The 18,513-nt window shown below is 75.4% G+C and carries 20 protein-coding genes and 1 pseudogene; 10 read left to right on the top strand and 11 right to left on the bottom strand.

What is annotated here, in order from left to right:
• Positions 1–69: 69 nt before the first annotated feature.
• Positions 70–867 (bottom strand): serine protease, encoded by a 798-nt coding sequence (locus ACIP37_RS05100; protein WP_400803174.1) that lies wholly within the window; start codon positions 865–867, stop codon positions 70–72.
• Positions 868–1,010: 143 nt separating this feature from the next.
• Here ACIP37_RS05100 and ACIP37_RS05095 point away from each other — a divergent pair, with 143 nt between their 5' ends.
• From ACIP37_RS05095 to ACIP37_RS05080, 4 genes are all read left to right on the top strand, one after another.
• Entirely contained in the window at positions 1,011–1,856 is an 846-nt protein-coding gene (locus tag ACIP37_RS05095; protein WP_400803177.1) for an EI24 domain-containing protein, read from the top strand.
• 539 nt (positions 1,857–2,395) lie between these two features.
• On the top strand, positions 2,396–3,058 hold the full coding sequence (locus tag ACIP37_RS05090; RefSeq protein ID WP_363628242.1) for a lytic transglycosylase domain-containing protein: 663 nt from the start codon (positions 2,396–2,398) through the stop codon (positions 3,056–3,058).
• 200 nt (positions 3,059–3,258) lie between these two features.
• On the top strand, positions 3,259–4,263 hold the full coding sequence (locus ACIP37_RS05085) for a glycosyltransferase family 2 protein (RefSeq protein WP_363623655.1): 1,005 nt from the start codon (positions 3,259–3,261) through the stop codon (positions 4,261–4,263).
• Positions 4,264–4,437: 174 nt separating this feature from the next.
• Positions 4,438–7,359 (top strand): FAD-binding and (Fe-S)-binding domain-containing protein, encoded by a 2,922-nt coding sequence (locus tag ACIP37_RS05080; protein WP_400803181.1) that lies wholly within the window; start codon positions 4,438–4,440, stop codon positions 7,357–7,359.
• Here ACIP37_RS05080 and ACIP37_RS05075 read toward each other — a convergent pair.
• A complete protein-coding gene (locus tag ACIP37_RS05075; RefSeq protein ID WP_400803808.1) occupies positions 7,356–7,706 on the bottom strand; it encodes a hypothetical protein in 351 nt (116 codons plus the stop codon). The two genes, ACIP37_RS05080 and ACIP37_RS05075, sit on opposite strands and share 4 nt — an antisense overlap.
• Between ACIP37_RS05075 and ACIP37_RS05070 the strand changes: the two genes are divergently transcribed.
• A complete protein-coding gene (locus ACIP37_RS05070; protein ID WP_363581905.1) occupies positions 7,635–7,799 on the top strand; it encodes a TetR family transcriptional regulator C-terminal domain-containing protein in 165 nt (54 codons plus the stop codon). The genes ACIP37_RS05075 and ACIP37_RS05070 overlap by 72 nt on opposite strands.
• Positions 7,800–7,904: 105 nt before the next feature.
• Here the strand turns inward: ACIP37_RS05070 and ACIP37_RS05065 are convergent, their stop codons facing one another.
• Positions 7,905–8,378 (bottom strand): CBS domain-containing protein, encoded by a 474-nt coding sequence (locus ACIP37_RS05065; RefSeq protein WP_363581716.1) that lies wholly within the window; start codon positions 8,376–8,378, stop codon positions 7,905–7,907.
• A gap of 77 nt (positions 8,379–8,455) precedes the next feature.
• Entirely contained in the window at positions 8,456–9,427 is a 972-nt protein-coding gene (locus ACIP37_RS05060; protein ID WP_400803184.1) for an SPFH domain-containing protein, read from the bottom strand.
• Positions 9,428–9,598: 171 nt separating this feature from the next.
• Here ACIP37_RS05060 and ACIP37_RS05055 point away from each other — a divergent pair, with 171 nt between their 5' ends.
• Positions 9,599–10,378 carry a uracil-DNA glycosylase gene (locus ACIP37_RS05055; protein WP_400803186.1) on the top strand — a complete coding sequence of 260 codons (780 nt, stop codon included), beginning with the start codon at positions 9,599–9,601 and terminating at the stop codon, positions 10,376–10,378.
• An 82-nt stretch (positions 10,379–10,460) separates the two neighbouring features.
• On the opposite strand, the gene ACIP37_RS05050 is transcribed toward ACIP37_RS05055, so the two are convergent.
• On the bottom strand, positions 10,461–10,985 hold the full coding sequence (locus ACIP37_RS05050) for an SDR family oxidoreductase (RefSeq protein ID WP_400803811.1): 525 nt from the start codon (positions 10,983–10,985) through the stop codon (positions 10,461–10,463).
• Between the two features lie 109 nt (positions 10,986–11,094).
• Positions 11,095–11,232 (bottom strand): annotated as a pseudogene (locus tag ACIP37_RS05045) (SDR family NAD(P)-dependent oxidoreductase); the annotation flags it as partial.
• A 117-nt stretch (positions 11,233–11,349) separates the two neighbouring features.
• Between ACIP37_RS05045 and ACIP37_RS05040 the strand changes: the two are divergent.
• Positions 11,350–12,201, top strand: coding sequence for a helix-turn-helix transcriptional regulator (locus tag ACIP37_RS05040; protein ID WP_363581708.1), 852 nt, complete (start codon positions 11,350–11,352; stop codon positions 12,199–12,201).
• Positions 12,202–12,206: 5 nt separating this feature from the next.
• On the opposite strand, the gene ACIP37_RS05035 is transcribed toward ACIP37_RS05040, so the two are convergent.
• Positions 12,207–13,094 (bottom strand): CHAD domain-containing protein, encoded by an 888-nt coding sequence (locus ACIP37_RS05035; RefSeq protein ID WP_400803189.1) that lies wholly within the window; start codon positions 13,092–13,094, stop codon positions 12,207–12,209.
• Positions 13,095–13,374: 280 nt separating this feature from the next.
• On the opposite strand from ACIP37_RS05035, the gene ACIP37_RS05030 reads away from it, so the two are divergent.
• The 3 genes from ACIP37_RS05030 (at position 13,375) to ACIP37_RS05020 (ending at position 15,728) form a co-directional block, all read left to right on the top strand.
• Complete coding sequence (locus ACIP37_RS05030) at positions 13,375–14,049, top strand: hypothetical protein (protein ID WP_350883589.1); 675 nt, start codon at positions 13,375–13,377, stop codon at positions 14,047–14,049.
• Positions 14,050–14,187: 138 nt separating this feature from the next.
• A complete protein-coding gene (locus ACIP37_RS05025; RefSeq protein ID WP_400803193.1) occupies positions 14,188–15,009 on the top strand; it encodes a DsbA family protein in 822 nt (273 codons plus the stop codon).
• A 68-nt stretch (positions 15,010–15,077) separates the two neighbouring features.
• Positions 15,078–15,728 (top strand): vitamin K epoxide reductase family protein, encoded by a 651-nt coding sequence (locus ACIP37_RS05020; protein WP_363628236.1) that lies wholly within the window; start codon positions 15,078–15,080, stop codon positions 15,726–15,728.
• Between the two features lie 33 nt (positions 15,729–15,761).
• Here the strand turns inward: ACIP37_RS05020 and ACIP37_RS05015 are convergent, their stop codons facing one another.
• The 4 genes from ACIP37_RS05015 to ACIP37_RS05000 all read right to left on the bottom strand — a co-directional run bounded on the left by ACIP37_RS05015 (position 15,762) and on the right by ACIP37_RS05000 (position 18,511).
• Positions 15,762–16,259, bottom strand: a complete 498-nt coding sequence (locus ACIP37_RS05015) for an NUDIX hydrolase (protein ID WP_363581700.1) — start codon at positions 16,257–16,259, stop codon at positions 15,762–15,764.
• A 170-nt stretch (positions 16,260–16,429) separates the two neighbouring features.
• Positions 16,430–17,503, bottom strand: coding sequence for a serine hydrolase domain-containing protein (locus ACIP37_RS05010; protein ID WP_400803198.1), 1,074 nt, complete (start codon positions 17,501–17,503; stop codon positions 16,430–16,432).
• Between the two features lie 46 nt (positions 17,504–17,549).
• Complete coding sequence (locus tag ACIP37_RS05005; RefSeq protein ID WP_363581696.1) at positions 17,550–18,062, bottom strand: GNAT family N-acetyltransferase; 513 nt, start codon at positions 18,060–18,062, stop codon at positions 17,550–17,552.
• A gap of 23 nt (positions 18,063–18,085) precedes the next feature.
• Positions 18,086–18,511 carry an ankyrin repeat domain-containing protein gene (locus ACIP37_RS05000; protein WP_400803203.1) on the bottom strand — a complete coding sequence of 142 codons (426 nt, stop codon included), beginning with the start codon at positions 18,509–18,511 and terminating at the stop codon, positions 18,086–18,088.
• Between the last annotated feature and the right edge of the window lie 2 nt (positions 18,512–18,513).

Genomic DNA, 18,513 nt, shown 5'->3' with positions numbered 1-18,513 from the left:
CGCCCGGTGGGGATCCCCCGGGCGCTCCGGTTCTCCGGTTCTCCGGCGGTCGGCGGTCGGCGGTCGGCGTCAGAGCCCGGCCGCCGCCGTGGCGATGTCGGCCGCGTAGGTGCTGACCTTGGTGTAGACGCCCGGGTAGCCGGGCCGGGCGCAGCCGCTGCCCCAGCTGACGATGCCGACCTGGACCCAGCGGCCGGCCGCGTCCCGGTGGACCATCGGCCCGCCGGAGTCGCCCTGGCAGGTGTCGACACCTCCCTGGTCGACGTAGCCCGCGCAGAGTGAGGCCGCGCTGTTCAGGCCCGGGTAGGCGTTGGCGCAGGCGGCGTCGTCGACGAACGGCACGGTGGCCTTGAGCAGGTAGCGTTGCTGCGCGCCGCCCTCGGTCGCGGCGCCCCAGCCCATGATGGTGAAGGTGCCGCTGTCGTAGGCGGTGGAGTCGGTGGTCGGCAGCGTGCTCACCTGGCTGCCGCCGACCGGCGAGGCCAGCTTGATCAGCGCCCAGTCGTCGCCGCTCTCCGCCCCGGAGAAGCCGGGCGCCTGGTACACGTACGACGAGCGGACCTTGACCGCGCTACCGCTGCGCAGGTCGACCGCGCCGGCGGTCGCGGTGATGCTGGTGTCGGCGCCGGTGCCGTTGACGCAGTGGGCGGCGGTGAGCACGATCTGCGGGGTGTAGAGCGCGCCGCCGCAGCCCATCGAGAGCCGCACCACGAACGGGAACTCGCCCTGCGCCGCCCGCGTGCCGCCGACCACGCCCGGCGAGGGCGCCGAGGGTGCGGGCGAGGCGGCGGCGGGCAGCACGAGCGCACCGGCGCCGAGCACCAGGGTGGCCAACAGCACGATGAATCTTCCGAATTGACGCTTCATCAGGCTCCTCCATCGACAGGTCGGGGAGCACCGAGGGTGGCCCCGCAGGCGTCACGACAGGAGGGGCCCGGCCCTGCCGGTCGAAACTGGCAGGAACACGGCAATGCAGGGTTCCGGAGGAGGAACCCCTAAGGTGATCGCCCATGCGAGATCTTGTGGCGGGGATGAAGTACCTGGTCGGGGGCCAGAAGTGGGTGGGCCGGCACGGCCGCTGGTGGGGCTTCGGCATGCTGCCCGCGCTGCTCACCCTGGCCGGGTACGCCGTCGCGCTCGTCTTCCTCGGCGGCTGGTCGAAGGACCTCGCCGACTGGGCCACCCCGTTCGCCGACCGCTGGAGCTCGCCCTGGCAGGGCCTGCTGCGCGACGCGCTCGCCGCGATCGCCTTCGGCGGCGGCCTGCTGCTCTCGCTGCTCACCTTCACCGCCGTCACCCTGCTGGTCGGCCAGCCCTTCTACGAGGCGCTGTCCGCGAAGGTCGACGAGACCGAGGGCGGTGCGCCCGCCCCGCCGGAGTCGCCGCTGTGGCGCGAACTGGTGATCGCGGTACGGGACAGCGCCTATGTCCTGGTGCGGGTGGCCGCGTTCGGCGTGGTGCTGTTCGCCTGCGGCTTCATCCCGGTGATCGGGCAGACGGTGGTGCCGGCGCTGGGTTTCCTGGTGTCCGGCTTCTTCCTGACCGTCGAGCTCGCCGCCGTCGCCCTCCAGCGGCGCGGGGTGCCGCAGCGCGAGCGGATCCGGCTGCTGCGCGCCCGGCTCGGGCAGGCGCTGGGCTTCGGCACGCCGCTGATCCTGGCGTTCCTGGTTCCGCTGGTGACGGTGCTCGCCATGCCGGGGGCCGTCGCGGGCGCCACCCTGCTGGCCCGGGACCTGGCCCGCGACCTCGCCCTCGACCCGGTCCACGACGCGGCCCCGGCGGGCGAGCAGGAGCCGGAACCGGCGGCGGAGCCGGCCTCCCGGCCCGCCGCCGGAAGCCCGCACGCGACCTCCTGAGGCGGTGACCGGCCGGTCACCCTGCGCCGATCCCGGCCGTCCGGACATGTGAGGCCGCCCACACGGGGTTCGCCGTCTACGGCCCCCGATAGTGGATGGCTGCGGCCAGGGCGTCGGCCGACCACCCGGCGCGGGCTCCCGTCCCGCGCCGGGCCGCCCGGAACACCTCGAAGAACGCAGGCCACCACACCTCGCACCCGCACATTCCGCCCGCGCCACCAGCCTCCGACCTACAAATACGCAAGTCGGACAAATTCTCCCAAAACCATCACCGCGTCTCGCCACGCCCACCCTGCGGCTACTACCCGCCGTAGTGGCAACTGCCTTTGCCACCCGTCCCCGGCCCTGCCAAGAATGGCCCGTCGCCAGGCAGCGCAGCCGGCCCCGTCCGCCGCGCAGCCGACCCGCCCCGCCACTTCCGCCGGGGCACCACGGCCGTCCCGGACGGCCGCGCGGGCCCCGCTCACCCGGACGCCCGTGCGATGCCCCGCACCCGGTGCCACCGGCACGGCCCCCGACGGAAAAGGATTGTCCGCTTCATGCAGCTCAGCCATGCCCGCCGCAACTCCCTGATCACCGGCATCGCCACCCTCGTCGTCGCGAGCGCCGCCACCGCCGCCCTCGCCCTCCCGCAGACCGGGAGCACCACCGAGGCCGCCGCCCCCGCGGCCGCCGTCACGGTGGACGACAAGGCGGCCGCCGACCAGGCCCAGGCTGACACCGCTGCCGCTGCCGCCGCCGACCAGGCCGCCCAGGAAGCCCAGGCGCAGGCCCAGGCCGAGGCGGAGTCCGCCGCCCAGGCCCAGGCCGAGGCCGACGCGAAGGCCCAGGCGGACGCCAAGGCCAAGGCCGACGCGGACGCCGCCGCCTCCCGCTCCCAGGCGCGCCAGAACCTCACCAGCGCCCCGGCCCTCACCGGCAGCCCGCAGCAGATCGCCGCACAGCTCGTCCCGGCCGGCCAGCTCCAGTGCTTCAGCAACATCGTGTCCCGCGAGAGCAGTTGGAACCACCTCGCCGTCAACGCCTCCTCCGGCGCGTACGGCCTGGTGCAGGCGCTGCCCGGCAGCAAGATGGCCTCGGCCGGCTCCGACTGGCGCACCAACCCGGCCACCCAGATCAAGTGGGGCCTGGACTACATGAACTCCCGCTACGGCAGCCCCTGCGCCGCCTGGTCGTTCTGGCAGAACCACCACTGGTACTAAATCGAGGCTGCCAAGCCTCGACCCCCGGGCCCGCGACGCACCACGCGTCGCGGGCCCCGGCGCGTTCCGGCTGTCGTGGACGCGTCCGGCAGGCCGCGTGAAGATATGGCGTACGGTCGTACGATTTGGCGGGGATTGATCGGTATTACGCACCGTCAGGGCTTTGCCACGGTCAGCGCGTCCTCTTACGCTCCGGCGTCATGCCCTCACCCCTCATCAGCGTCGTGCTCCCCGCCTACGACCAGCACGAACAGCTCGCGGACTGCCTGGACTCGCTGCTCGCGCAGTCCCTCCAGGACGTCGAGGTGATCGTGGTCGCCGACCGCTCCCCCGACGCCGCGGGCGAGCTCGTCGACGCGTACGCGGCCCGGCACCCGCGGCTGTCGGTCCTGCACCTCAACGCGGCGGTCGGGGTCGGGGTGAGCCGGAACGCGGGGGCGGCGCGGGCGGCCGGCGAGTACCTGCTGTTCCTGGACGCCGACCACCAGCTGCCCCAGGACGCGCTGCGGACCCTCGCCGACCGGCTCGGGCAGACCGGCCCGGTGGACCTGCTGCTGTTCGGCCACTCCCGCCGGCACAACGACCGAGACTGGCCGGGCGGGGCGGAGTCGCTGCTCGCCGAAACCGGCCCCGAGGTGTTCGAGCCCTTCGACCAGCCCGCGCTGTTCGGCGCGCCGCCGCTGGTCTGGGACCGGCTGATCCGCCGCGGCCACTGGGAGGAGCTGCGGCTGGCCTTCCCCGACGGCCGGTACGAGGAGATCCCGGTGGTGCACGCGGCGCTGCTCGGCGCCCGCCGCGTCGCCGTGCTGGCGCGCGAGTGCGTGCAGCTGCGCCGCCGGGAGACCGTCCACCCCACCGGCTCCCCGGGCAGCGGCGTGTTCGACCTCTTCGACCAGTACGAGCGCAGCTTCGCGCTGCTGGAGGACCAGCCGCACCTGTACGCGGTGCGGGACGCGCTGTTCGTCCGGATGATCCGGCACTACCTGTTCGTCTTCGACCTGGCCGGGTGCGTCACCCGCGCCGAGCGGCCGCAGTTCTTCCACCGGGCCGCCGAGCACCACCGGCGCTTCCAGCCGCCCGGCCACCGGCGGCCGGGCGGCCGCGAGGGGATCAAGTTCTCGCTGCTGGCCGGCGGCGCCTACCCGGCGTTCGAGATGGCCAAGCTCTCCCACATCGCCCGCGGCACGCTCACCGGGCGGCGGTGACCGGACTCCGGACGTGTGCGGCCCCGCCTCCGCAGGCGGCGGGGCCTAGGCCCTGGCCGGGCGGCCGCCCGCCGACACCCCATCGGCGGTACCCCGGCCGTGGCCGGTACCCCTGCGGGCGCGCGGCTGCCATGATCGGCCGGAGCCGTCGCCGCACCCGCCCGGAGGTCCCTGGTGAGCCGTCCGTCCGCAGCCCCCGGGGCCGAGCTGGCCCGCGAACTGGCCGCCGTGCTGCGCGGGGAGGTCCGCTTCGGCACCGCCGAGCGGACCGTCTACAGCCACGACGCGTCCAACTACCGGCAGCTGCCGCTCGGCGTGGTCAAACCCGCGGACCTCGACGACGTCCGCACCGCCCTCGCGCTCTGCCGCCGGTACGGCGTGCCGGTGGTGCCGCGCGGGGCGGGCACCAGCATCGGCGGGCAGGCGATCGGCCCGGGCGCGGTGGTGCTGGACTTCCGCCGCCACCTCGGCGCCGTCCTGGACGTCGACCCGCAGGCCCGCACCGCCCGGGTCCAGCCGGGCACCGTGCTGGACGACCTCCAGCGCGCCGCCCGGCCGTACGGGCTGCGCTTCGGCCCCGACCCGTCCACGCACAGCCGCTGCACCCTCGGCGGCATGATCGGCAACGACTCCTGCGGCTCGCACTCGCTCGCCTGGGGGCGCACCTCGGACAACGTCGAGCGGCTGGACCTGCTGCTCGCGGACGGCACCGAGCTGACCGTGGGCGGCCGGCTCACCCCGCAGGAGCGCGCCGCGCTCCGCACCCTGCCCGGGCGGCCCGGTGAACTCCACCGGCAGCTCCAGGAGTTCACCGACCGCAACCTCGCCACCATCCGCCAGGGCCTGCCCGCGCTGCCCCGCCGTACCTCCGGCTACCCGCTGGACGCCCTGCTGCCCGAGCACGGCCACGACCTGGCCCGCGCGCTCACCGGCACCGAGGGCACCTGCGCGCTGCTGCTCGGCGCGACCGTCCGGCTGGTCGAGGAGCCGCCCGCACGCGCCCTGGTGGTGGCCGGCTACCCCGACGAGGGCGCCGCCGCCGACGCCGTCCCCGCGTTGCTGCCGCTCGGGCCGCTCACCGCCGAGGGCATGTCCGCCGACCTGATCGCCGCACTGCTCGCCGCCGGCCCCCGCCCGCCCGCACTGGACCGGCTGCCCGCGGGCGAGTGCTGGCTCTTCCTGGAGACCGGCGGCGCCACCCCGGTCGAGGCCTACCAGGCCGCCCGCCGGCTCGCCGACGCGGTGCGCCGCGAGCGCTCCGCCTCCGTCGCCCTCGTCACCGACCCGGCCGAGCAGCGCCAGCTCTGGGCCGTCCGGGAGGCGGGCGCCGGCATCGTCACCCGGCTGCCCGGCGGCGGCGAGGCCTGGCCCGGCTGGGAGGACTCCGCCGTCCCGCCCGAGCGCCTCGGCGACTACCTGCGGGACCTGCGCGCCCTGCTGCGCCGGCACAGCCTGCGCGGCGTGCCGTACGGGCACTTCGGCGACGGCTGCGTGCACCTGCGGATCGACTTCCCGCTGGACGAGCCCGCCGGGGTACTGGTCTTCCGGGAGTTCCTGGAGCAGGCCGCCGACCTGGTGGTCTCCTACGGCGGTTCGCTCTCCGGCGAGCACGGCGACGGGCAGGCCCGCGGCGAACTGCTGCCCCGGATGTACCCGCCCGACGTGATCGCCCTGTTCGGCGAGTTCAAACGGATCTGGGATCCCGAGCACCTGCTCAACCCGGGGACCATGGTCGACCCGCGCCCGCTCGACGCCGACCTGCGCTTCGTCACCGCCCCGCGCCGCCCGCTGCCGCTCGCCCTCCCGTACGAGCAGGACGGCGGCAGCCTGGCCAAGGCCGTGCACCGCTGCGTCGGCGTCGCCAAGTGCGTGGACCCGAACACCGGGGTGATGTGTCCCAGCTACATGGCCACCGGCGAGGAGCGGCACTCCACCCGGGGCCGGGCCCGGCTGCTGGCCGAGATGCTGCGCGGCATGGCAGCACCTCCCGGCCGCCAGGGCGGCGCGACGATCGCCGACGGCTGGCGCTCGACGGAGGTCCGGGAGGCCCTGGACCTCTGCCTGAGCTGCAAGGGCTGCGCGAGCGACTGCCCGGTCCATGTCGACATGGCGACCTACAAGGCCGAGTTCCTGCACCAGCACTACCGGCACCGCCCGCGCCCGCTCGCCCACTACTCGATGGGCTGGCTGCCGCTCTGGCTGCGGGCCGCCGCCCTCGCCCCCGGCGCCGCCAACACCCTCGCCCGCTCCCCGGCCGCCGGGCTGCTCAAGCGGCTCGGCGGGATCGACCGGCGCCGGGTGCTGCCGGTCCTCCCGCCGGAGACCTTCACCCGCTGGTACCGCCGCCACCGCGCCGCGCACCCGGCCCCGGCGGGGGCACGGCCGGTGCTGCTGTGGCCGGACACCTTCTCCGACCACCTCCAGCCGAACGTGCTGCGCTCCGCTGTCGAGGTGCTGGAGCACCTGGGCTTCGACGTACGGCTGCCCGCCGGCCCGGTCTGCTGCGGCCTGACCTGGTACTCCACCGGCCAACTCGGCATCGCCCGCCGGGTGTTGCGGCGCAGCCTGCGGACGCTGGCCGGCGCCGGGCTGCCCGCCGACACCCCGGTGGTCGGGATGGACCCGAGCTGCACCGCCGCCCTGCGCGAGGACCTGCCCCGGCTGCTCGGCCCGGACGGCCGCCCGCTCGCCGAACGCACCCGCACCTTCGCCGAGTTCCTCGACCAGTACGCCCCCGACACCCCGCTCCCCCAGGTCCCGCTGGACGCCGTCACCCAGACCCACTGCCACCAGCACGCCGTCCTCGGCAGCGCCGCCGACCGCCGGATCGAGGACCGACTCGGCCTGCACAACCGGGTGCTGGACTCCGGCTGCTGCGGCCTGGCCGGCAACTTCGGCTTCGAGCGGGGCCACTTCGAGGTGTCCGAGGCGATCGCCGAGCGCGTCCTGCTCCCCGAAGTCCGGGCCGCCGCCCCCGACACGGTGGTCCTGGCCGACGGCTTCAGCTGCCGCACCCAGATCGCCCAACTCGCCCAGGGCCGCCAGGCCCTGCACCTGGCGGAACTGATCGCCCGGGCGCTTCGGGAGCGCGATTAGGGCGCGGCGTGCTCCCCGAGGAAGGCCCCGGCACGGGCCGCGGCCTCCTCCTTCGTCGGGTAGCCGCGGTCGGCCGCGCCGCGCACACCGTCGGCGCCGACGCCCACCCAGCGCCAGCCGCCGGATTCCGCATCCTGCTCCAACTCGGCGGTGCCGCCGAACAGTTCGAGCCCGCCCTGCGGCGCCGCCGGGCGGGCCTCCGGCCACTTCTTCCGGGCGCCCTGCCGGGTGAGCTGATCCACCGCGTCCTGGCGGAGGCCGAGCGCGCCGGCGCCCTGGCGCCCGGCCTCGACCTCGCCGTCGAGACCCGCCGCCTCTCCGCCCTGCTCGACGGCCTCACCCTCCAGGCCGTCCAGCACCCGGACCTGGTCGGCCCGGGCGAACTGCGCGCCGTACTGCGCCGCCACCTCGACACACTGGCCGGACGATGCCCTGACTGATCGCAACGGCCCTGATCCGCCACAGCCCTGATCCACCACGGCCGGTACCCCCCGACCCGATCCGCCGCCGTCGTCAGACCCCGGCGCCGTCAGACCCCGGCGCCGTCAGGCCCCGGCCTTGGCCTCCTCCTCCGTGGCCGCCTCCTCCATGGGCGCCTCCTCTGCGCAGACCGCCGACACGAACTCCGCGACCCGAGCCTGCGGCAGCCCGCGCGCGATGTCCGCCTCGCTGATCATCCCGACCAGCTTGTGCTCCGGGTGGTTGATCACCGGCAGCCGGCGCACCCGGTACTGCTCCATCACCCGTAGCACCTGCTCCGCGTCCTCGTCCGCCTCCACCGTCATCGGCCGGCCCAGGGCCAGCTCGCCCGCCGTCACCCCGGCCGGGTCCCGGCCCTCGGCGACACAGCGCAGCACGATGTCGCGGTCGGTCACGATGCCCAGCAGTTTGTCGTCCTCCCCGCAGATGGGCAGCGCGCCGACGTGCCGTTCCCGCATGATCCGGGCGGCGGCGGCGAGCGTCTCGTGCTCGCGGATGCACTCCGCGCCCGGGTGCATGATGTCGCTGGCTCTGGTCATGGTCCCGCCTCCTGGCCTGGCTTCCGCCCCCCTGTCCATCCTGGTCCGGGCCCGCGGAGGCCGCCACCGGGCACCGTTCAGGCCGCCTGGTCCGGCTCCGCGCGCCCGCCCGGCGCGTCCGCGCCCGGAAGCGGCGACTGGTCCAACAATTCCTCCGGTGGCGGGAGTTCGTGCTGCGACCGGTCCTGCTCGACCTCCGCCTTCGCCGCCTCCTCCCGCTCCACGGCGGCCCGTTCGGCGGCCTTCGCCGCTGCCGCCGCGGCATTCACCGCGGCCCGCTGCTGGTTGTCCGTCGCGCTGTCCAGGAAGCGCAGCAGCTCCACCGGGAAGGGCAGCACCAGCGTCGAGTTCTTCTCCGCCGCCACCTCCACCACCGTCTGGAGCAGCCGCAGTTGGAGCGCCGCCGGGGTCGCGCTCATCACCGCCGCCGCCTCCGACAACCGGGCCGAGGCCTGGTACTCACCGTCCGCCGTGATGATCCGCGCCCGCCGCTCGCGCTCGGCCTCCGCCTGCCGCGCGATCGAGCGCTTCATCGACTCCGGCAGCGCGACGTCCTTGATCTCCACCCGGTCGATCTGGATGCCCCAGCCCAGCGCCGGGCTGTCGATCATCAACTCCAGCCCCTGGTTGATCGGTTCGCGGTTGGCCAGCAGGTCGTCCAGCTCGCTCTTGCCGATGATCGAGCGCAGCGAGGTCTGCGCCACCTGGGAGATCGCGAACTGGTAGTCCTGCACGTTGACGGTCGCCCTCACCGGGTCCTCGACCCGGAAGTACACCACCGCGTCCACCCGGACGGTCACGTTGTCCCGGGTGATGCCCTCCTGCGCCGGGATCGGCATCGTCACGATCTGCACGTTCACCTTGCGCAACTTGTCCGCGATCGGCAGCAGCGCCACCAGCCCGGGCTCGCGCACCTCCCTGCGCACCCGGCCGAAGCGGAACACCACTCCCTTCTGGAACTGCTGGACGACCCGGACGCTCAGGCCCGCCCAGATCGCCCCCAGCCCGACCAGCCCCCCGATGGCACCCAGCACCGCATCGACGATCATCGCGGCCTCCTTGCGGCCTCGGCGAGGCCTCCTCGCGCACCAGCCAGCCCCGGCCGTCGCCGACCCGGCCCAGCCGGGGGCCGCCGGAGCAGCTGATTCCACGCTACGCCTGCCCGGGCAGGCCGGCGCAGGGCCGATGCGGGGCCAGAGACGGACCGTAGGATCGTGGCCATGCCGCAGTCCGCCGCCGACGACCCCGGCCACCCCCGCCACCCCGCCGAGGCCGCCGCCCGCGCCACCTCGCTCACCGCGCTGGACCGCGTCGTCACCGACTGCCGGGCCTGCCCTCGCCTGGTCCAGTGGCGCGAGGAGACCGCCCGCACCAAGCGCCGCGCCTACCTGGACTGGGACTACTGGGCCCGCCCGATCCCCGGCTTCGGCCCGCCCGACGCCCCGCTCGTCCTGGTCGGCCTCGCCCCCGCCGCCCACGGCGCCAACCGCACCGGCCGGATCTTCACCGGCGACCCCTCCGGCGACCTGCTCTACGCGGCGCTCCACGACCTCGGGCTCGCCAACCGCCCCGAGTCCGTCCGGTACGGCGACGGCCTGCGCCTGCACGGCGTCCGCATCACCGACCCGGTCCGCTGCGCCCCGCCCGACAACAAGCCCAGCACCGCCGAACGCGACACCTGCCGCCCCTGGATCACCCGCGAACTCCAGTTGCTGCGCCCCACCGTACGAACCGTCGTCGCCCTCGGCGGCTTCGCCTGGCAGGCCCTCCTGCCCGCCCTCGCACAGGCCGGCTGGCAGGTCCCCCGGCCCCGACCCGCCTTCGGTCACGGCGCCCTGGCCGTCCTCCCCGCCATCGACGGCGGCCCCGTCCTCCAGCTGTACGGCTGCTACCACGTGAGCCCGCGCAACACCAACACCGGCCGCCTCACCACCCCCATGCTCCGCGCCCTGCTCCGCACCGCCGCCCGGTCGGCCGGGCTGGAACCGGCGCCGGAGTAGGCCCGGCGGCACCGACCCCCGTACGGTGCCGCCGGGCCCGCCCCGACCGGCCGGGCCTTCCCCGAACCGGCCGGGCCCGCGCTCAGTCGAACCGCCGGGTCGCGGTGATCCCGCCGTCCACCGGCAGGGTCACCCCGGCCACGTACGACGCCCGGTCGCTCAGCAGCCAGGCCGCCGCCTCCGCGATCTCGGTGTCCGAGCCCGCCCGGCCCAGCGGGGTCGAGCGGACCACCAGGGCGTCGAACTGCGGGCCGGACGCGAAGAACTGCTCCGTCGAGGGCGTCCGCACCACGCCGGGCGCGACGGCGTTGACCCGGATGCCGTGTCGGGCGTAGTCGGCGGTGGCCGCCTTCACCAGGCCGGTCAGGCCGTGCTTGGCGGCCTGCTGGACGCCGTCCCCGAAGCCGCCGACCAGCGCGCCCACCCCGGAGTTGAGCACCACCGCGCCGCCCCGACCGCCCGCCGCCATCGCCCGCAGCTGGGCCCGCAGGCAGAGCCAGCTGCCGCGCAGGTTGAGCGCGTGGGTGTCGTCCCACTCGGCCTCGGTGCGCTCGGCGAGCGGGGCCGGCGACAGGCCGGAGCCCGCGTTGTCGAAGGCCGCGTCCAGCCGGCCGTACGTCGTGAGCGCCGCCTCGACCGTCCGCTCGGCGCCCTCCGCTGGTCAGGTCGGCGACGACGGCCACCGCCCGGGCCCCGCCGGCCCGCAGCTCGGCGGCCAGCGCCTCCACCTCGGCGCCGGAGCGGGCGGCCAGCACCAGCAGCGCGCCCTCCCGGGCGAACAGCCGGGCGGCGGCCGCGCCGATGCCGCGCCCGGCGCCGGTGACGATCGTGACCTTGTCGTCGAGAAGTCCCATGCGGCGAGCCTCCCGGCGCCCCGCCCGGACCACCAGCGGCCAGCCCTTCCCGGGGACGGGCCGACCAGGGACGGCCAGGTCCTGGCTAACCCCGCCCGGCTGTGGCAGCGTGACCGCATGCCCGAGACCCCGCTGGGCGCGTTCCTGCGCGCCCGCCGCGCCCGCCTCGCGCCCGCCGAGGCGGGCCTGCCCCCGGCCGGGCGCCGCCGGACGCCCGGGCTGCGCCGCGAGGAGGTGGCGGCCCGCGCGGGCATCTCCGCCGACTACTACGCACGGCTGGAGCAGGGCCGCCAGCGGGTGCCCACCGGCCCGGTCCTCGACGGCATCGCCGAGGCCCTGCAACTGGCCGGGGCGGAGCGCGCCTACCTGCACCGGCTGGCCGCCCGGCACCGCGCACCGGCCGGGGCACCGCCCGAGCCGCCGGCCGTCTCCGCCACCACCCTGGCGCTGCTGGACACCCTGGACGCCGCGCCCGCCTTCGTCACCGGCCCGACCTTCGAACTCCTCGCCTGGAACCGCCCGGCCGGCCTGCTGATGGCCTGGCCGGAACGGCGCCCGCCCCACGAGCGCAACCTGCTCTGGCAGGTGTTCTGCTGCCCGTACGGGGACCGCTCACAGGGCAACTTCGCGGCCACCGGCTCGATCGGCGCGGACCTCGTCGCCTCGCTGCGCGCCCACCACGCGGACCGCCCGGGGGACCGCGGGCTCACCCGCCTGGTCCGCCGGATGTCCTCGGACAGCCCGGCCTTCGCCGCGCTGTGGGATCGCCACCGGGCCGGCCCGCCCGGCCCCGGCCGGCTCCACATCCGCCACCCGGCACTGGACACCGACGTCCTGGACTACACGGTGCTCGCCCTGCCCGAGGAGGGCCGGTACGTCTTCGTCTGCCTCGCCCCACCCGGCAGCCGCGCCCGCCACGCCTTCGTCGCCGCCCACGACGCGGCCCCGGCCCACGCGGCGCCGACCTAGGTTCCCTAGCCGAACCGCGGCAGCTTGCGCCCCGCCGCCCGGTCCCACACCTGGGGCAGCCTGGCCCGGGCCGTCTCGGCGGCGGTGAGCTGGCGGGCGTAGAGCGCCCCGAGGCCGAAGGGCTCGCCGCTGTCGGCGGCCTGCCCGGCGAGGGTGTCGGCGGCGATCACCGCGTCCTGGTGCTCGCCCAGCAGTTCCTGGACGGCCTTCATCCGGTCCGTGTACCGCTCGGCGGCCGCGCCGACCGCCGGGGCGGCGGTCTCGCCGGCGTAGCGGGCGCGTTTGGCGGCCTTGCGGGCCTCGTGCAGGGCGCGGTCGCGCTGCTCGGCGGGCCCGGCCCCGGCGTCGAGGGCCGCCCGGACGCGCTCGCCGGTGCGGTGCTGCTCGCGCTCGGCGATCCGGGCCAGCTCGGGGACGGCGTCACGGCCGGCCCGGCGGCGCAGCGGGGGGTCGGCGAGGAGGGTGGCGAGGGCGTCGGCGAGGGCGCGGCGGCGCGGGCTGTCGAGGGCCGCGAGCACCTCGGGCCAGGCCTGCCGGTACTCGGCCCGCCCCCACCGCTCCAGCTCCGCCGCGACCCGCTCCGGCCGGCAGACGGCGGGCAGTGCCCGGGCCTGGGCGGCCAGCCGCTCGGCGAGCACCTCGCCGTCCCGGGCGCGGCCGAGGGCGTCCGCGAGCCAGCGCAGTTCGGCGACCAGGTGGTCGGTGGCCCCGGGGGCGAACAGCCGCCGGAAGGTCCGCAGGGCGCTGCGCAGCCGCCGGCAGGCGACCCGCATCCGGTGCACCGCGTCCGGTTCGTCCGCCCGGACGGCGTCGTCGAGGCCGGCCAGCACCGCCGCCTGGGCGCCGAGGCGGTCCAGCAGCACCTGCCCCACCGTGGTGGCGGGTCGCGCCATGAGCGCTCACCCCCTCATCGGGGTCACCGGGAACGCATTCCAGGCTACGGGCCCCGGGGCCCGACGACGACCAGGACCGCGACGGGGACGAGCAGCCCCGGGGACGAGCAGGCCCGGGACGACCGCGCGGCGCACAGGACGCCGACCCGCACGAACAGCGAAGCGATCCCGGCTGAGCGCGCGTCAGGCGGGTGAACGAACGGCCTCCGGCGGACAACGCTTCCACTCCCCGGGTACGCGCCCTCGTGCCGGATGTAAGCGTCGTGGCATACTCCGGGACGTGACGACCTCCACCCATGCGATCAGGGCCCTGCGGGCCGCGGTGTTCACCGCGCTCGCCGTGCCGCTGTCCGCGCTGGGCCAGGTGGTCATCACGGGTCGCCCGCTGCCGCTCTCGCTGGTGGCGGCCGCGACCGCCGTCGTCTTCCTGGTCGCGGCCGCGCTGGCCGGCGGGGAGCGGCGGCTGCTGCACATCTCCGGTGTGCTGGTGCCGGTCGAGCTGCTGCTCAACACGACGTTCAACCTGGGGCAGGCCGGCTGTGGGCCGATCCTGTCCGAGCACGTGCCCGCGCGCGGCGTGAACCTCCTGGTGTGTGGCGGCGGTTCGGTGGACGGGTCGCTGCTGGCCGGTCCGCTGGGCCACGTGGGGCCGCTGGCCCCGGCGGCGACCCAGGTGCTGCTCCTGCTGGTGCACCTGGTGATCGCACTGGCCGCCGCTGCCTGGCTGCGGCTGGGCGACGCGGCCCTGTCGGGCCTGGCCCGGTCGCTGCGCGCGCTGCGCCAGTCGCTGGCCCGCCCGTTGCGCGCCCTGGTCCTGCTGCTGCTCCCGGCTCCGGTTCGGCCGGTGCTGCGGGTGCCGCTGCCGGTGTCGGACCGCGTGCGGCCGCGCCGCGAGGACGTGGTGCTGAGCCCGGCTCCCCGGCGTGGTCCGCCGGTTCTCGCGCCTGCCTGCTGACCCGCCCGAGGCCTTTTGGGGCCGCCGCGCACGTTCGTCCGCAGGCAGCGCGCACAACTCCCGCGTTCACTCGATCCCGCCGCACCCGGTGCGGTTTCCCGCGCGCATCCGCGCGCCGCGTACAGGAGTTGACCTTCCATGGCTCAGACCCCCAGCAAGCAGCAGGCCAAGCGCATCAGTGCCCGTGAGCGGATCCAGGAGGCGCAGCGCATCGAGCAGGCGGCCTCGAAGCGCCGTCAGCGGATCGTCGTGGTGGTGTCCGCCGTCGCGGTGCTCGCCCTCGCGGGCGGAGCGGCGGTCGCGATCAACTCGGCGTCCGGCAAGAAGGACTCGAAGGCGGCCGCCGATGCGTCCGCGCCGACCGAGCTGGTCGTCCCGGCGAACGCCTCCGGCCCGGACGGCACGGTGATCACCTACGGCAAGGCCGACGCCCCGCACACCATGGAGGTGTACGAGGACTTCCGCTGCCCGGTCTGCAAGCACTTCGAGGCGGCGAACGGCGAGGCGGTCAAGAAGCTGACCGAGGACGGCTCGGTCAAGGTGGAGTTCCACCTGGCGGCGTTCCTGGACAACGCCCTCGGCGGCAAGGGCTCGCGCACCGCGCTGGCCGCCGCGGGGGCCGCGCTGAACGAGGGCGTGGACAAGTTCAAGCAGTTCCACGACGTGCTGTACGCCAACCAGCCCGACGAGCGGAAGGACGACTTCGGCAACGTCAACCACATCCTCGACCTGGCCGGCCAGGTGCCCGGGCTGAAGACGGACGCCTTCGTGAAGGCCGTCACCGACAAGACGTACGCGCCGTGGGCGGCGAAGGTCGCGGACGCGTTCAACGGCAGCGGGGTGACGGGCACCCCGACGGTCAAGGTGGACGGCAAGCCGATCACGCTGTTCAGCGGCCAGTCCACGGTGACGCCGGAGCAGTTCACCGCCCAGGTGAAGCAGGCCGCCGGCCTGAAGTAAGCACGGCACCACCGGCCCGGCCGAACCCCGGCCGGGCCGGCTCCTCCCAGCCACCGGAGTGTGCTGCCATGTCCGCCGCTACCTCTGTGCACCCCTCCCCTCCCGCCCCCGGCGCCCCCGGCCGTGCGCCGGTCGGCGCGGGCCGGGCGTTCTCCCTGCTGCTGTTCCTCGGCGGGCTGATCGGGCTGGCCGCCTCGGCCGTCCTGACCTTCGACAAGCTCCGCATCCTGGAGAACCCGTCCTATGTCCCCAGTTGCAACCTCAATCCGGTGATCAGCTGCGGTTCGGTGATGCGCACCGAGCAGGCGGAGGTCTTCGGGTTCCCGAACCCGCTGCTCGGGCTGGCCGCCTTCGGCGCGCTGGCGGCGGTCGGGGCGGGGCTGCTGGCCGGTGCCGCGTACCGGCGCTGGTTCTGGCTGGGCCTGCACGCGGGCACCCTGCTGGGGGTGGTGTTCGTGCACTGGCTGATCGACGAGGCGCTGTACCGGATCGGCGCACTGTGCCCGTACTGCATGGTGGTGTGGGCGACGGTGGTGGTGCTGTTCTGGTACACGACGCTGCACAACCTCCGGACGGGGGTGATCCCGGTGGGCCCGCGGCTGCGGCCGGTCGTGCGGGAGGCGGCGCGCTACCACTGGGCGGTGCCGGTGCTGTGGGCGGCGGTGATCGCGCTGCTGATCCTCAATCGGTTCTGGTACTACTGGAGCACGCTGGTCTGACGGGTCTGACGGACTGGCATATTTGACGGATCGTCAGCCTACGTATCCCGTGGAGTGCAGCAGCGCGGTGGCGCCGGTGCGCCGGGCCGCCAGGGCCCGGGCGAGTCGGCGCGCCGCGCAGGGGTGCAGCAGTGCGGCCGCCCGGGCGGGGGTGAAGTACCCGTACTCGGCGATCTCCTCGGCCTGTACCCGGATGGTCGCGCCGGCCGGGACCGTTCCGCCGTCGAACATGAACTGCACGGCGGGGTGGGCGTGTTCGCCCTGGCCGGGGATCGGATCGCGCCACTCGACGACGAGCAGCCGCAGCTCGCCGGCCACCAGCCCGGTCTCCTCGCGCAGTTCGCGGGCGGCGCATTCGGCGGGGCCCTCGCCCGGGTCCATCCCGCCGCCGGGGAACTGCCACTGGGCGCGGTAACTGGCCTTCAGCAGCAGGACGTCGCCGCCTTCGCCGGTGAGCAGCACGCTGCAGCCGACGTAGGCGCGCAGCAGTCCGGCCAGCCAGTCCTGTTCCGAGAGCCAGGTGTCCGTCATCGCGCCTCCTCCGCCGGTGCCCCGTCGCGGTGGCCACTCTGCCGCAACCCCCGTGCCGGATCCGGCGGTTCGTGCCCTAATCCACCCGATCGGGTACTCGACGCAGGAACGGACCCAGGGGCTCTCTTTCGGATCACGCCGCGCGTCCGGCGCGATCCGAAAGAGAGCCCCTAACCGAAGACCGCCCGCCGGTAGGCGTTGCGCAGGTCGGTGAGCGGCTGGATGTCGCGGTCGTAGTGGACCTTGTTGGTGAGCAGCAGCGCCCAGCGGCCGAGCCGCCGGGAGATCCAGATGCCGGTGCCGGTGAAGCCGTAGTGGACGAAGGCGCCCTCGGCGGGGTCGGTGCCGGGGGCGTACAGCCAGGACAGGCCGCGGGCGGGGGCGAGGCCGCCGGTCTGTTCGCGCAGCGACTCGGCGATCCAGGCCTCGCCCCAAGGCAGTTGGGGCGGCGGGGCGAGCAGCGCGGCGAGGAAGCGGGCGAGGTCGCGGGCGGTGGAGAAGGCCCCGGCGTTGCCGGAGACGCCGCCGAGCAGCCGGGCCGAGGGGTCGTGGACGACGCCGCACAGGTGGATCCCGGCCCGCGGGTCGTACTCGGTGGGCGCGGTGCGGGCGGTGTCGGCGGGGCCGAGCGGCCCGTACCGGGTGTCGGCCATGGCGAGCGGCCGCCAGATCCAGCGGGTGGCGAGCTCGTCCAGCGGCGCGCCGCCGAGGTCCTCGACGAGGTAGCCGAGCAGGACGGCGGCGCGGTCGGTGTACTCGACGGCCGCACCGGGGGCGCGGTGCAGCGGGGCGGCGATCACCCCGGCCCGGATCGCCGCGAGGTCGGGCCCGTAGAGCTGCTCGAATCCGGTGCGAGGGAGCATTCCGGCGGTGTGCGCGAGGAGTTGACGGACCGTCACCGCACCGGCAGGGTGCCCGGAGGCGGGCGGCCACCAGTGGCCGAGCGGTGCGTCGAGCGGGAGCCGCCCGGCCTGCCGGAGCACTCCGGCGCAGGGCCAGAGGGCGATGATCTTGGTGAGGCTGGCGAGGTCGTACCGGGTGTCCGGCCCGGGGGCGAGCCGGGCGTACGGGCCCTGCCCGAGCATGCCGTGCGCGCCGCCGCCGAGCGTCCCCCCGGCATCGCCGACGGCCCAGACGGCGCCGGCCCCGACGGTGCGCACGCCGCCCCGGACCAGCCGGTCCAGCTCCCCACCGGGCGCGGCCAGGGCGGGGAGCCGGTCGGCTCCTGGCGGTTGCTGGCTCATCGTCCCCCCTCAGAGGTGTCGTGAGCCTACCCGGCGGGCGGGCCGGTCAGGCCGCCGCGGGAAGTTCCTTGCCGAGGCAGATGCTCTGCGGGTGGTCGCGGTAGATGCCGAACTTCCGGATCGCCGCGTACCCCTCGGACCCGTACAGCGCCACGGCCTCGGGCTGCTCGGTGCCGGTCTCCAGGATGACGCGGGTCCGTCCGGCCTCGGCGGCGGTCTGCTCCAGGCGGCGCAGCACCGCCCGGGCCAGGCCACGGCCGCGGGCGGCGGGTACCACGAACATCCGCTTCAGCTCGACGTCGCCGTCACGCAGCCCGTCCGGCCCGGCCTGCTTGGCCCGCCAGCCCCCGCAGGCGACCGGCCGGCCGTCGAGGTAGGCGACCAGGAACAGGCCGGCCGGCGAGTCGAAGTCGTCGAGGTGCAGCACGGTCTCGTCGGGGTCGCCGTAGCGGCGGACGTACTCCTGCTGCACCTCCGCCGACAGGGCCTGGGCGTCGGGGTGGGCGTAGCCGGTGACGCGGAACTCGACGGTTCCGGCCTCCATGGTGGTGCTCTTCATGAGGGAAGAGCCTACGACCTGGATCAGCGGGCCTCGAAACGGGCGACCAGCTCGTTCTTGCCGAACATCCGTGCGGTGTCGACGGCGTTCGGGGTGCCGGCGGTGGGGTCGGCTCCGCCGTCCAGCAGGACGGTCAGCACGTCCTCGGCGCCCTTGAAGACGGCGCCGGCGAGCGGGGTCTGACCGCGGTCGTTGGCGCGGTTCGGGTCGGCGCCTCGCGCCAGCAGGGCTTCGACGGTGGCGGCGTGGCCGTGGTAGGCGGCGAGCATGAGCAGGGTGTCGCCGCGGTCGTTGGTGAGGTCGGCGGGCGCGCCGGCGTCCACGTAGGCGGCCAGGGTGTCGGTCTCGCCGGCCCGGGCGGCGTCGAAGAGCTTTCCGGCCAGGGCGATCACCTCGGCGTCGGGGGCGCCGGGGGCGCCGGCGGGCTGCTGGTTGGCGGCGTCGGTCATGG

Origin of the sequence: Kitasatospora sp. NPDC088861 (assembly GCF_044750105.1) — a bacterium.
GTDB lineage: Bacteria > Actinomycetota > Actinomycetes > Streptomycetales > Streptomycetaceae > Kitasatospora.
The sequence above is the reverse complement of the archived record's forward strand: the minus strand, read 5'-3'. Positions and strand labels throughout refer to the sequence as shown.